Genomic DNA, 13,770 nt, shown 5'->3' with positions numbered 1-13,770 from the left:
GATGGTCCATAGCTATGATGCGCTGATCATCGGAGCAGGCGGCGCCGGCCTGATGGCCGCGCTGCAGCTCTCTTCGCACGGCCGCGTGGCCGTCATCAGCAAGCTCTATCCCACCCGATCGCACACGGGCGCCGCGCAGGGCGGCATTGGGGCCGCGCTGGGGAACCACGAGGAAGACCACTGGGAATGGCACATGTTTGACACCGTGAAAGGCGGCGATTACCTGGCCGACCAGGACGCGGTGGAAATCCTGTGCCGCGAAGCCATCGAAACGGTTTACGACCTGGAACACTGGGGACTGCCCTTCAGCCGCACGCCGGAAGGCAAGATTGCGCAACGGCCGTTTGGCGGCCACACGCGCGAGTTTGGCAAGGCGCCGGTCAGGCGGTCGTGCTACGCGGCGGACCGCACCGGGCACATGATTCTGCAGACGATGTATCAGCAGTGCCTCAAGAACCAGGTGCACTTCTACGACGAATACCACGTGCTGGACCTGCTGGTCGAACAGGGACGGTGCGCGGGCGTGGTGGCGCTGTGCCTGGCCACCGGCGAACTGCACACCTTCCGCGCCAAGGCTGTGGTGTTTGCCACCGGCGGCTGCGGAAGAATGTTCAGCGTAACCTCCAACGCCCACGCGCTCACAGGCGACGGCATGGGAGTGGCGCTGCGCCGCGGAATTCCGCTGGAGGACATGGAATTTTTCCAGTTCCACCCGACCGGCATCTACAGGATGGGCATTCTGCTCAGCGAGGCCGCGCGCGGCGAAGGTTCGGTGCTGCGGAACAAGGACGGCGAGCGATTCATGGAGCGCTACGCGCCCACGCTGCTGGACCTGGCCCCGCGTGATATGGTGTCGCGCGCCATGTACCGTGAAATGCGCGAAGGGCGGGGCATTGGCGGAAAGAATTATTTGCACCTCGACATGACGCACCTGGGACGCGAAGTGCTGGACATGAAGCTGCCCGACATCACCGATTTCGTCCGGACCTATCTCGGCATCGAGCCTGCAAAGGAACTGGTTCCCGTGCAGCCGACCGCGCATTATTCCATGGGCGGCATCCCCACCGACCTGGATGGCCGGGTGGTAGTGGACGAAAAGAACACTCCGCTGCCGGGTCTTTATGCGGCGGGTGAAACGGCCTGCGTCTCCGTACACGGCGCCAACCGGCTGGGCACGAATTCGCTGGTGGACATTCTGGTGTTTGGGCGGCGCAGCGGGCGCCACGCCGCGCGGTTTATCACAGAGAACGATCTGCCGCCGCTCCGTGAGAAGCCGGAAGAACGCTCGCGGGAAATGCTCTCCCGCCTGCTTTCGAGCCAGGGCCAGGAGCGCGGGGCCGACATCCGGGATACGCTCCAGAACGAAATGATGGAGAAGGCTTCGGTTTTCCGCGACGCTGGAACTTTGACCGCCATGCGCGAAAAGCTGAAGGAAATTCGCAGCCGCTACGCCAACGTCAAGATCGAGGACCGGGGCAGGAAATACAATACACAGCTTCTGGAAATTTTCGAACTTGGAATATTGATCGATCTGGCGGACGTGCTGGTGGAAGGGGCGCTGGCCCGGCAGGAGAGCCGCGGGGCGCACTCCCGCGAAGACTTCCCGAAGCGCGACGACGCAAATTTCCTGAAGCACACCCTGGCTTATCTTGGCCCGAAGGGAATCGATCTGGCGTATAAGCCAGTAACGATCACCCGGTTCGAGCCCATGGAAAGAAAATACTAAGGTCTTGTTCGAGGATCGATGAACTGGGAAATCACCAACTTCGCTCGTTGGCAAGTTCAGTGTGATCCTGCGGCGACCAGGGAAGCCTACGCAGGAATTACGATCGGAAGCCCTGAGAAGTGTTCTTGCAGTCCCTGCCGGAACTTTGCCGCGCTTCGGGATCATATTTACCCGCCGCGGGCGCGTGAGATTTTTGAGCAGCTGGGAATTCGATATGATCGTGAGGCTGAAATTTATCACGCTCGAATGAATGCCGGCGTCCATAGCTATGGAGGCTGGTTTCACTTTGTTGGCCAAATTCTGAGTGGAGGGGACCTGATGACGGAAGGCGATCCGCTCTTCCATCCGGAAAGGGTCGATGAGAACTTTGCTATGGGATTCACGGCAAGAATCGCCTTACTTGAGAAGCCTTTCGCGGACTTGCCGGTTGCGCAGCTTGAATTCTTTGCCGAGTCTGTCCCGTGGGTTCTCGAAGAGCCGGAGGCGATGTAAGAGCTTATTGCAGCCGAAGGAAAGGAAGTATTAGTCCATGCAGGTGACGCTGAAAATCCGGCGCTTTAATCCGGAGAAGGACAAGGAACCGTGGTGGGGCGAGTACCAGATTGAGGCCGACCCCACCGACCGCCTGCTCGACGCCCTGAATCACGTGAAGTGGTATCTCGACGGCACTCTCACCTATCGGCGCTCCTGCGCGCACGGCGTTTGCGGGTCCGATGCCATGCTGATCAACGGCCGCAACGCCCTGGCCTGCAAATTACTCCTGAAAAACCTGGGCAGCAGGATTACCGTCGAGCCCATGCGCAGCTTTCGCGTGATCAAGGACCTCCTGGTCGATATGGATGTGTTTTTTGACAAGTACAAGGCCATGAAGCCGTACCTCATGACAGACTTGCCGGAGCCTGACCGGGAACGGTTGCAATCACCGGAAGACCGCGAAAAATTTGACGACACCACCAAATGCATCCTGTGCGCCGCCTGCACAACCTCCTGCCCTTCGTTCTGGGCCAACCCCGATTACGTGGGGCCGGCGGCCATCGTCAACGCGCACCGTTTTATTTTTGACAGCCGCGACGAGGGCAAGGAAGAACGGCTGGACATCTTGAACACTGCGGAAGGCGTGTGGCGCTGCCGCACGATTTTCAACTGCGTTGAGGCCTGCCCGCGCGGCATCAACGTGACCCGCGCCATCGGGGAAGTCAAGAAGGCCTTGCTGTTCCGTAAGGCTTGAGCGCGATTCGATTTTTTCCTGTCTCACAAACTTCACCGGGAGGATTTCGATGCCCTTCGAGAGTTCCAACTCATTTACCCGGCGTGAACTGCTGGCCGGCATGGGCGCTTCTTTTGCGCTGGCCGGCGGACCTCGCAATCCAGGAAGCAAGCCAATGAGCACCAGCGGGATGCAGGAAGGCGCCGCTGGCAAACGCTACGACCTGCTGGTTCGCGGCGGCAGGGTGATTGATCCCTCTCAGGACATCGACGCCGTGCGCGACGTGGCGATTGCGAGCGGGAAGATTGCAAAGGTGGCACCGAACATTCCCTCGGGCCAGGCGCGGGAAGTGATCGAAGCTGGCGGAAAAATTGTGACGCCGGGATTGATTGACATCCATACTCACGTTTTTCCTTACGTGGGTCCCTACGGGATTGAGCCTGACCCAGCCTGCCTCCGCCGCGGCGTCACCACGGTGGTGGACGCGGGAACTTCCGGATCGCTGACCATTCCAGCCTTCCGCAAGTTCATTATCGAGCGGGCCGCCACGCGCATCCGGCCGCTGCTTCACGTGGTTGCGATTGGCCTGGTTGCGGGAGGTACGCCGAATATGGGCGAGCTGGAGGACCTGAGATATTGCGTTCCGAAACTGGCCGTCGAGGCTGCCAACAAGAACCGCGATCTTGTGGTGGGTTTCAAGATCCGTTTTTCCAGGGACTACACCGGCCCGAACGATTATGAGGGCATGAAGCGCGCCCGCGAGGCTGCGGACGAAGCCCATCTTCCCCTGATGATCCACATTGGCGGATCGTATTCGCCTCTGCCCAAACTCCTGGCCCTGATGAAAAAGGGAGACGTGGTGACGCACTCCTTCAACGGACATCCGAATGGCATTGTGGACAGCAGCGGAAAGCTGTTGCCGGAGGTGGTTGAAGCCCGGCGGCGCGGCGTGCTGTTTGACGTGGGACACGGCGCGGGCAGTTTTTCGTTTGATGTAATGGAGGAATGCCTGAAGCAGGAATTCCTGCCGGACACGATTTCGACCGACCTCTATTCCGCCAACATCAACGGTCCGGTGTTTGACATGGTTACTACGCTTTCAAAATTCCTTCTGCTGGGCTTGAGCCTCCGCCAGGTGGTGGAACGCGCCACGGTGAACCCAACCCGGGTGTTCAATTTTGGGGCTGAAATCGGCACTCTGCGTTCGGGCGCCGAGGCTGACGTCAGCGTGCTGGAATTGCGGGAAGGGAATTTTGTTTTCGTCGATTCCGCCAGGAAAACGCGGACCGGCCGGCAGAAGATAGAGCCGGTGGTAACCATCCGCGGCGGGAAAGCCTACTACCCGGCAGCGTAGGCGAGCGTTGAAGGATGAAGTGTGAAGGATGAAGGATCAAGGATGAAACGGAGGTTCTGGGTGTTGGGTTCTGAGGTATGAAATCTGTGATATCAAGTTTGCAATAGCCAGCGGCGGCTCTTGCTGTAGCGGCGCGCCATCTCTGCACTGGCGGTTGTGGGCGAGCTCCTCTCGCCACGCCGTCGCGGGATCGCCATGCAGGGACCCGGATGGCGGCGTAAAGCCGCCGCTACGAGGTTTGCGTTGCGCCAGCGCCCGGTGGGATCCGGGGCGCTGTAGTATAATTGGGTTTTTGTTGCGGGCTGACGGGTGAGCGAAGCTTGGGAAGCTGCGTAGCGGCGAATTTATTTCGCCATGTCGGGGCGCCAATTACGCCGCCGTGGAAGTTCCCTGGCCGAGGCATCGCTTGCCGGAGGGCCGGCATCCAAATTTCCGCATGAAACTTTCTCGCCGCCAGATTCTGGGCTCGGGAGCAGCCCTGCTCGGTTCCACGCTGATGGAAGTTGTGACCACGCCCATCTGGAAGTGGCGAGGGATTCCTGTGCTCGAGGCGGCGCAAATTGCGAATCCCGAGACCTCAATCCCGGTGACTTACGTTAACGTGGCGAAAGAGGCCGGCCTCAACGCGGTGAACGTGTGGGGCGGGGTCGAGCACAAGAACTACATTATTGAAGCCAAGGGAAACGGGATCGCCTTTTTTGACTACGACAATGACGGCTGGATTGACATCTATCTGACCAATGGCAGCCGGCTGGACACAAAGTGGCCCGCCGGCCAGGCCCCCACCACTCATCTTTACAAAAACAACCGCGATGGAACCTTCACCGACGTGACGGAACACTCCGGTCTCGCGCGCACCGGCTGGCAAACGGGAGTTTGCGTCGGCGACTACGACAACGACGGCTGGGACGATCTCTTCCTGACCTTCTGGGGACAGAACGTTCTGTTCCACAACAACGGCGACGGCACGTTTACCGATGTCACCCGGAAGGCCGGCCTGTATCAGGATGGCGTGCGATGGGGCTCCGGCTGCACGTGGATCGATTACGACCGCGATGGCCACCTGGACCTGTTTGTCTGCAATTACATTGTGCTGGACATCGACAAGGTGCCCGTCCCGGGAAAGTCCGGCTCCTGCCAGTGGAAAGGCCTTCCCGTGATGTGCGGGCCGCGCGGGCTGCCGGGCGGGTCAAACCTTCTGTTCCACAACAACGGCGACGGGAGCTTCACGGACGTGTCGGAGAAATCGGGAATCCTGAAGCCGGGTCCGCGATATTCGATCACAGCCGTGGCGTATGATTTTGACAACGACGGCTGGCCGGACATCTACGTGGCTGTCGATTCCGAGCCGAGCATATTTTTCCAAAACAAACACGACGGAACGTTTGAAGATATTGGCGTGATGGCCGGCTGCGCCTACAACGAAGACGGCCAGGAGCAGGCCGGGATGGGCGTGGGCGTTGCCGATTACGATTGCGACGGCTGGTTCGACATCTTCAAAACCAATTTCTCCGATGACACGTCAGACCTTTACCGCAACAACGGCGATGGCACGTTCACCGACGTCACGTTTATGGCCGGGGTAGGCGGAGACACCCAGGACGTGAAGTGGGGATGCGGCTTTGTGGATTATGACAACGACGGCTGGCCGGATATTGTCCAGGTGAATGGCCACGTCTATCCCGAGGTGGACCAGCACCACCTGAGCCAGACGTTCAAGGAGCCCCGGATTGTCTATCGGAACCTGGGGAATGGCCGGTTCAAAAACGTCTCTGCGGACATGGGGCCGGGAATCAACGAACGCTTTTCCAGCCGCGGGGCCGCCTTTGGAGATTACGACAACGACGGCGACATTGACATCGTGATCAACAACATGAATGATGCGCCGTCGCTGCTTCGGAACGACGGTGGGGACAAGAACAACTGGATCAAGATCAAGCTGATCGGGACCGTGTGCAACCGCACGGCAATCGGCGCCCGGGCTTACGTGACAACCGGGAAACACCGCCAGATGAATGAAGTCCACAGCGGAACCAGCGTGATGTCGCAGAGCGATCTCCGGCTGCACTTTGGCGTGGGCAAAGCTGGCAAAATCGATCTGATAGAAGTGAAGTGGCCCACCACCCAGAAAATCGAGAAGTTCACGGACGTTGAGGTCAACCAGATTCTGACCATCCGCGAAGGTCAAGGGATCGTTAAGAAGTCGAAGCTGGGCGCCTGACAGGTGATTGAATGGCAGGTCCATTTCGGATTGCGGTTGTTGCGGGCGCATTCGCGCTGATCAGCGTGGTTGCTGTGGGCGGCCCTCGCCTGACGCATGCCGGGCCACTGGCTCCCGCCGCGGCGGACGCGGTCCCGGCGATTGCCAGCGTCCAGCCCTCCGCCGCGCAGGCAGGCAGCCGGACCACCGTGAAGATCGCGGGTGAAAACTTCCTGGCTGGAGCATACGTCTCGTTTTCGGACCCGGCCATCCATGTGCTCGCAACGCGCCGCACCAGCGAGACGGAGTTGGAAGTGGACATTGCTATCGGCGAGATGGCGAAACAGCAATCAACGGTCCTCTACGTTTCAAACCCCTCGGGCGCCTCGGCCCAAACCGGCTTCGCTATCACAACGGCTGCGCCTGCCACAAGCGCTCCGCAGCAAAGCCAGACCGCCTCCGCAAACGGGCCGGTGGTGACTAAAGTTGATCCATCACGGGCGGCGGCTGGCAGCACACAAAGCGTGAAAGTGACGGGCAAGAACTTCAAGGAGGGCGCCAAGGTCGCGTTTGCCAACCCCGGCATTCGTGTTATGGCGACCGAGTTCAAGAAATCGACGCAACTGGTGGCCCAGATCGAACTCGCGCCCAATGCTCCCGCAGGCAAGACCAGCCTGTTTATTATCAATCCGGACGGCAGCGAAGTTGAGGTGGGCTTTGAGGTCGCCGGAAGCAGTGCGACGAATTCGGGAACACAGGCAAGTTCCGGAACCGCGCAAGGTCCGGGAACCGCGCCGAGTTCAGGAACCACGGCCAGTTCGGGGGGGACCGCGGCGGAAAAACCTTCAACTTCATCGAACGCGGCCGCGCAGCAATTCAGCGTCTACAATCTTGGCGAGGCCACCAGCATTCTCCAAAGTCCGGACAAAGCCAAGGGCGAGCTGGGGATTAAAGGCGGGAAGCTGCAATACGAGCAGGACGGGAAAGTGGTATTTACAGCCAAGGCCGCTGATATACAGGAGATTGCTCCAAACGTGTTTTTTGGGTTGAACACCGGGACTTTCCACATCATCCTGACTTCAGGAAAGAGGTACAATTTTGTAGCCTCGTCACTGGCTCCCGCCGATACTAATTCCATCGTCGAATCCCTGCGCAGCGCATTAAAGTGAGCCTTTGTCCGCATGCCAGGCGGGCTACCGCTGCTTCGTAACCGCCCTGTGCCGGTCCCATCGAAAGAAAGACCGTCCCCGGCAGGTTTGCCGTGCCGGGGTCAGCATAGCCTACAGGCTGCTTCAAGGCAGCCCATCTGTCCATAGGCCACGCGCTTCAACGGACGCGGTTGATATGCTATAGTTAAGTTCTTCAGGACGGTTTTCCACACCCGCGTGGGCTTTTTCCCATGAAACGTTACGGTGAGCATCGCTTTCCGGGGAAGTTGTTTGTCGTCGAGGGCATCGACGGTTCCGGCAAATCAACGCAACTGAACCTTCTCCATCAGTGGCTTCGGGCCGAAGGGTATGGGACGGTGTTCAGTGAATGGAACTCTTCGCCTCTGGTGCGTGACACCACGCGCCGGGGCAAGAAGAAGAAGATGCTAAGCCCCGCCAGTTTCTGCCTGATTCACGCCACGGACTTTGCGGACCGCATGGAGCACAACATCCTCCCGCTGCTGAAGGCGGGCGCGGTTGTGCTTTGCGACCGCTACATCTACACGGCCTTTGCGCGGGACGTGGCGCGCGGGATGGACCCTGGGTGGGTTCGAGAGCTCTATGCGTTTGCCGTAAAGCCAACGCTGGCTTTTTATTTCCGCGTACCTCTGGAGGTGGCCATGAAGCGGTTGCTGAACGGCCGCAGCGGATTCAAATTTTACGAGGCTGGCATGGATATGGAACTGAGCGCCGATCCAGTGGAGAGCTTTGAGATGTTCCAGGGGCAGATCCTTGCAGAGTACGACAAGATGATTCCGGAATTCGACCTGACCATGGTGGACGCCACCCAGCCCATCGAAGAGCAGCAAACCCGCATGCGTCAGCTTGTAAAGGCGAAACTCGCGCAGGCCAAACGACTGAGGGTGGCGCCATGAGATCAACCTACGGCGTGATTTTGCCGGAGATGAGGCTGGAAAACCTGCCCGGCAAGCTGATTGTGATCGAAGGCACCGACGGCGTTGGGCGCTCAACCCAGATCCAGTTGCTGAAGCCGTGGCTCGAGCAACAGGGACGGGCGGTTGTGGATACCGGAATGACGCGGTCCAAGCTGGCCGGGAAGGGAATCAAACAGGCCAAGCAGGGCCATACGATGGGCCGGGTGACGCTCAGCCTGTTTTACGCCACGGACTTTGCCGACCGCCTGGAAAATGAAATCGTTCCGGCATTGCGCGCGGGCTTTGTGGTGCTGACAGACCGCTACATCTACTCGCTCATTGCGCGGGCCTCCATCCGGGGAATAGAACCGTCATGGATTCGGAACGTTTACCGCTTTGCGCTGGTTCCCGACGCCGTGTTTTACCTCAGGATTGGCGTGGATGAACTGATTCCGCGCGTGGTTTTCTCGACGGGATTTGATTACTGGGAATCCGGTATGGACCTGCATCCAAGCGAAGACATGTATGAGAGCTTCCAGAAGTACCAGAGCGCCCTGCTGGCGCAGTTCGAAAATCTCGTGGAAGAATACCAATTCAAGGTGATTGACGCCACTCGGGACGTCCCTGAAGTCTTTGAGGCCCTGCGAGCGGGGATCAGCGATGTGCTGACGCAGGGCGAGCACCTATCCCCCGAGGCAACAGCAGCGGCAGGGGACCATGAAACGCCGGCTGAAACGCCCCTCCCGGCAAACACCAACGGCGCCGGAAACTGAATGGCCCGTTTCAGGACCCGGCAAACAGAGTGGCCGGCGAATCCACCATCTGGCGCACCCACTCCCGAGCTTTCAGGAAGCCCGTCCTGTCGCGGACCAATTCAACGTACTTCTTCTCTAATTTTGATTTCGCAGCACGGTTCGCCATCATCAAGCGTTCAATCTGAATCGCCATTTCCAGATGGTCGCGCAGAAAGTCACGGTCAGCGAGCATTCCGAGAACGTACTCCTCAAACACCACCCGATCGTGCCAGTGGCCCAGTTGGGACTGCAAGCTTCGCAGCCAGATCAGGACTTCTCTGCTTCCGGGCGCCTCGCAAGCTTGGACCGCTTCAATCAGGTACCGCGCTCGCTTGGCGGCAACGCGCGTGTGGTGCAGCACCGAGGCGTCGCGTTCATGACGCGAACGGGCGATTTGCTGTTCAAGCTCGGCCCAGACGGTCTTCAGGGCATCGGCGACGCGCTCGTAGAATTGCTCTGCCTCAAGATGCCGCTCTGCGCCGTTGCCGGAGGAATTGCCCGGCACATCGCCGGAGGTCCCGTTCGAGGGAAGGAATTCTTTCAGGCGCACGTAGATGGAGGAAAGATTGGCCTTTGCCAGTTTGCGCAAAGACTTTTCCATCCGGACCGAACGCAAGCCTCGTAGATATTCCCCAATTGCTTCCCAGGCTTCCCGGCGGGCAGTGCGCTTCCGGCCAAGCGCCGCATCAACCTTTGCAAGCAAAACGTCATAATTCCGGATTTCCGACAGCGAACTTCGGCAGCGCTTGAGGCCACGGTACAGTTTACGGATGTCGCCCGAATGAGGCGAAGGATGTATCAGGTCAATCACCTGCTGAAGACGCCGCGTAGCCACGCGCAAATCATGGATGGCGTCCGGATCATCGCCGTGGAGGACTTTCGGTTCAAGAGCGACGCAGCGGTCGAGGTGCTTGCGGGCCAGCTCGAAGACCTGCGCCCACTCACCCGGCCGGGCGCCGTTGTCTTCCCCGCCTGGAGCTTTCCGCCGGGCGTCCCGGTCCTGTGCCTGGGCGCTTTGCGCGCCGTCTTCCTCCACCGGCGCTTTCGGCAGGAATACGGATGGCGGAGCGTCCGGAAAGGCATTGGATGTGGCGTGTCCGTTTAAGTGAGCCATGCATGCCGCCTGAAGCGGGCGGCTCTGGCGCCGGCGGCGCCGCTGTCGGTCGAAGATGCCGCCAGCAGTTGGCGCACGGTCCAAAACCAACCTGATGTTTCTATATCAACAGTCTACAAGCAAACCAGGGTTGAACACAACACGGTGGTTGTTCGAAGAGTGAATCATGAGGAAAAACAAAGGTGAAGGATCCTTATCCGATCTTCCGCATTACTCGCGGTGTGAGCCACCAGATGAGTTTTCCCGGAGGACGAGGCGGAAACTTGTCGAAATCAATACGGCAACATCCGCCTTTCTTGAACTGAAAACTGGCCCGGGTGTTTCCGATCAATTTTGCCACGCCCTCGCTCAAGTCTGGTTCGTGCCCGACCACCAGAACGCTGCGGTGGTCATTCCGCTTGCCGAGAGAAGTCAGCAATGCCTGCAATGACCCGCCGGGACGGAGGAAATCCGAGGACTCGATTTTGATGCCTCTATCGAGAATCTCTGCCACAACTGCGGCCGTTTCCGAAGCCCGGACCAGCGGGCTGGTGATAATGGAATCCACTCGAAGCCCAAGGCGGAACAGGCCCTTTGCGATGGTCCTCAACTTCTTCTTGCCCTCTGGCGTCAACGGGCGCTGGGCGTCATCAGGGAAATTCGGGTCGCCCCGCGCAACCGCAATTCCATGGCGCATGACATAAAGTTGATAACCCTTTCCGTCCGTGTTTTCGCTCTTATCGTCGATAGAAGCCATTTTTTCCTTTTTGAACCCGGCGCTGAAATTCCGAAGCCATCTCTATTGTATTTTGGGCGCCCGGACGGATTCAAGGACACCCGTCGCAATTCTTCCTCGACCTGCCGGCACCGTGCAAAACGAGTGCCTGAAGCTCATTTGCGGACAAGCAGATAAAAACAACGCGGCCTGACGGTGTTCTGGCCTTCCGTGAGGAAGTTGCGCACCGAATAACCCTTCGAAAGGTATTCCAGGAATATCTCGCGTGTTTGAGTCCGCCAGCGTTTTGCGTGCCCCAGCGCTTTCGCGCGCATAAGGTCCGTATCCGCAGGAATCTCAACCAGCAGTCTGTGCTCGCGAAGGTTAAAATCAACCTTCCGATTCACTAGAAATCCGCTGTTGTTCATGGCGGTCAGATTGATCCTGGGTACGTCCGGAATTGCCGCCGTTTTCCTGCCTTCAGCAAGCAGCCGCCCTATGGGCCTTGAAGCAATCGGCCAATTCACCACAAAGCGATCGCTCGAAAGACCCTGCTCAATTATGCTGTGAAACTGGCCGTAATAATTGACGACATACTCTTCAACGCGGGCGCCCAGCTTGCTCAGGTTCAGGGTGGCGTTGGGGGATTGGAGGGGATCATAGGTCCAGCGGATGGACTTGATGCCCTGCGAGAGTGCGAGCTTCCGGTGCGCCAGTTTCAGTTGAAGGCCGAGCCCCTGGCTGCGGTACTGAGGCAGTATGCCCATCATGTGGGACCAGTGGCTGAGTTGCCCATTGCGCCGGGCGAGGAGGGCATAAATGAAGCCGGCCAGCTTCCCCTTGATAAACGCTCCCAGCACGGCCCCGCCGGCCTTTTGTGTCACCAGCATGACTTCTGACGCTACGCTCAGGCCGCCCCAGATAGCCTTCTGGGCGTTTTCACATTCTTTGAATTCTTCATGCTTCTCAAGGGATCTTATTTCAGGCCTCAGCATCGACCCTCATCATGGCTTCGCGCCGGCAGTGAGCGGACGGGCAGCCGCTATTCCTGCCTTGGGTGAGGACACTCGGCGCACCGCCTCCTGTTGCGAGCTGTGAGTCTCGGCCCTGGCGGGCAGATTCCACGGACGGCTTCGGGGACCGAAACGGCGGAGTAAATCTCCCATCGTTCCCAAGGGTATAACAAAAGATCGGAACTGGAAATCTGCGGGCTTGGGGATCCGTTATTCACCGCACATACCGCGGCGAGGAGCCCCGCACGGGCAGGGGCCGGGTTCGCTCGACACTCCCTGGCGGGAAGCGCCCGCAACGGCAAACACCGACAAAAGCTTCTCGACCTTGGGGCTTGAGCAATGCTTGCACAGGATTTCTGCGCCTGACGCGTACGAAATCTTCTCAAATCTGGAGCCGCAGTTCCGGCATTGATACTCGAAAATAGGCATATCAGCCAATATAGCGAAGACCGCAGCGTTTTTCAATTACCAATGGGCCGCGGTGGTGACTCGATTTGGCCGCCATGTTGTGCCACGGCCATCCTGGCCGTGATTTTTTGACCGAAGCACGGGCGAGGACGCCCGTGCCACCCGCGAGCAAAAGGGGCGAACGGCTCGGAATAACAGGAATGGGAATTGCCTCTTGGCGACCTACCGGGCTTATGCGCTGGAGTACTTTTGGCAGAGTTCCCTGACCCTGCTCATCATTTTGGGAATGCCGGTCATGGGATCTTCTCCCCTGCCTTCGTATTCAAGGGACATGTAGCCTTTGTAGCCGCCTTCCTGGAACATCTTCCACACACGATCCAGATCGATGGGCGTGCCGTCATCGAAATGATCGCGAATGTGGGTTTGGGTGGCGTACGGAATGCAGGCTTTGATCTGGGCATACTGGTCCTCGGAGCCTGTTGGGGTGAAGTGAGTGATATCGAGGTTGATGCCTGCGTAAGGCGAGTCTACCCGGTGCATGATTTCCAGGCAAACGTCAGAATTCTGCGTGACGCCGGAGTGGTCCTCGATGCCGAGCGTGATGCCCTTATTGCCGGCATAATCGCAGGCAGGCTTCATGGTTTCCACCACCCAATCGGTCCCCTGCTTCACAGTTGCGCCGCTGGGAAGCTTGCCTCCGAAAATCCGCAGGTGTGGAACTCCCAGTCCCTGTGAAACGTCCACCCACTTCTTGATATCTGCCAGCACTTCGCGGCGCTTGTCAGCGCTGGCCTGGACCATGCTGGACCTGCAACCCGCCCCGGAAAGCGGCACGCCGTTCTTGAAGGCGAGATGCCGAAGCTCAGCGAGGTAAGCAGGATCAGTGGATTTAAACCAGTAAACCGTCATGTCTGCGCCCACTGAGCCGATCTTTACGATCTCGTGAATGAAGTCCTGCATACTCATCTGCCCGCTCGCCAGATATTTGCGGTAAGAATATGCGCAACACCCCGGGAACATTCTGGCCTTGCCTGCCACGCTGCTGGTATCCGCGCCGCTGTCGGCCGCTTGCGCCTGCCCGGGCATGGCAAGCCCGGCCCCCACGTAGGCTGCTGCCCCCGCCGATTGCAGGAAACGTCTGCGTGTGAACTTGTCGTCCATTTTCGCCTCCGAAAGT

At 59.0% G+C, this 13,770-nt stretch carries 12 protein-coding genes; 8 read left to right on the top strand and 4 right to left on the bottom strand.

Annotated elements, in window-relative coordinates; translation table 11 throughout:
• Position 1 precedes the first annotated feature (1 nt).
• The 8 genes from sdhA (at position 2) to tmk (VFQ24_04405) (ending at position 9,343) form a co-directional block, all read left to right on the top strand.
• Positions 2–1,726 (top strand): succinate dehydrogenase flavoprotein subunit, encoded by a 1,725-nt coding sequence (gene sdhA, locus VFQ24_04440; protein ID HET9177588.1) that lies wholly within the window; start codon positions 2–4, stop codon positions 1,724–1,726.
• Positions 1,727–1,744: 18 nt separating this feature from the next.
• Positions 1,745–2,218 (top strand): hypothetical protein, encoded by a 474-nt coding sequence (locus VFQ24_04435; GenBank protein HET9177587.1) that lies wholly within the window; start codon positions 1,745–1,747, stop codon positions 2,216–2,218.
• Between the two features lie 37 nt (positions 2,219–2,255).
• A complete protein-coding gene (locus VFQ24_04430) occupies positions 2,256–2,954 on the top strand; it encodes a succinate dehydrogenase iron-sulfur subunit (protein ID HET9177586.1) in 699 nt (232 codons plus the stop codon).
• Between the two features lie 49 nt (positions 2,955–3,003).
• Complete coding sequence (locus VFQ24_04425) at positions 3,004–4,287, top strand: amidohydrolase/deacetylase family metallohydrolase (GenBank protein HET9177585.1); 1,284 nt, start codon at positions 3,004–3,006, stop codon at positions 4,285–4,287.
• Between the two features lie 436 nt (positions 4,288–4,723).
• Positions 4,724–6,508, top strand: a complete 1,785-nt coding sequence (locus tag VFQ24_04420) for a CRTAC1 family protein (protein HET9177584.1) — start codon at positions 4,724–4,726, stop codon at positions 6,506–6,508.
• Between the two features lie 11 nt (positions 6,509–6,519).
• Complete coding sequence (locus VFQ24_04415; protein HET9177583.1) at positions 6,520–7,656, top strand: hypothetical protein; 1,137 nt, start codon at positions 6,520–6,522, stop codon at positions 7,654–7,656.
• Positions 7,657–7,886: 230 nt separating this feature from the next.
• A complete protein-coding gene (gene tmk, locus VFQ24_04410) occupies positions 7,887–8,570 on the top strand; it encodes a dTMP kinase (protein ID HET9177582.1) in 684 nt (227 codons plus the stop codon).
• A complete protein-coding gene (gene tmk / locus VFQ24_04405; protein ID HET9177581.1) occupies positions 8,567–9,343 on the top strand; it encodes a dTMP kinase in 777 nt (258 codons plus the stop codon). The genes tmk (VFQ24_04410) and tmk (VFQ24_04405) overlap by 4 nt, the downstream gene beginning before the upstream one ends.
• 10 nt (positions 9,344–9,353) lie before the next feature.
• On the opposite strand, the gene VFQ24_04400 is transcribed toward tmk (VFQ24_04405), so the two are convergent.
• From VFQ24_04400 to VFQ24_04385, 4 genes are all read right to left on the bottom strand, one after another.
• Entirely contained in the window at positions 9,354–10,478 is a 1,125-nt protein-coding gene (locus VFQ24_04400; GenBank protein HET9177580.1) for a CHAD domain-containing protein, read from the bottom strand.
• A 193-nt stretch (positions 10,479–10,671) separates the two neighbouring features.
• On the bottom strand, positions 10,672–11,214 hold the full coding sequence (gene sixA, locus VFQ24_04395) for a phosphohistidine phosphatase SixA (protein ID HET9177579.1): 543 nt from the start codon (positions 11,212–11,214) through the stop codon (positions 10,672–10,674).
• Between the two features lie 134 nt (positions 11,215–11,348).
• Positions 11,349–12,167 carry a hypothetical protein gene (locus tag VFQ24_04390; protein ID HET9177578.1) on the bottom strand — a complete coding sequence of 273 codons (819 nt, stop codon included), beginning with the start codon at positions 12,165–12,167 and terminating at the stop codon, positions 11,349–11,351.
• Positions 12,168–12,824: 657 nt separating this feature from the next.
• Complete coding sequence (locus tag VFQ24_04385; protein HET9177577.1) at positions 12,825–13,754, bottom strand: sugar phosphate isomerase/epimerase family protein; 930 nt, start codon at positions 13,752–13,754, stop codon at positions 12,825–12,827.
• Positions 13,755–13,770 lie beyond the last annotated feature (16 nt).

The organism is Terriglobia bacterium (genome assembly GCA_035712365.1).
In the GTDB taxonomy this organism is placed as follows: domain Bacteria; phylum Acidobacteriota; class Terriglobia; order UBA7540; family UBA7540; genus SCRD01.
Note: the sequence above shows the minus strand (reverse complement) of the source record. Positions and strands in the feature narration are given on the sequence as shown.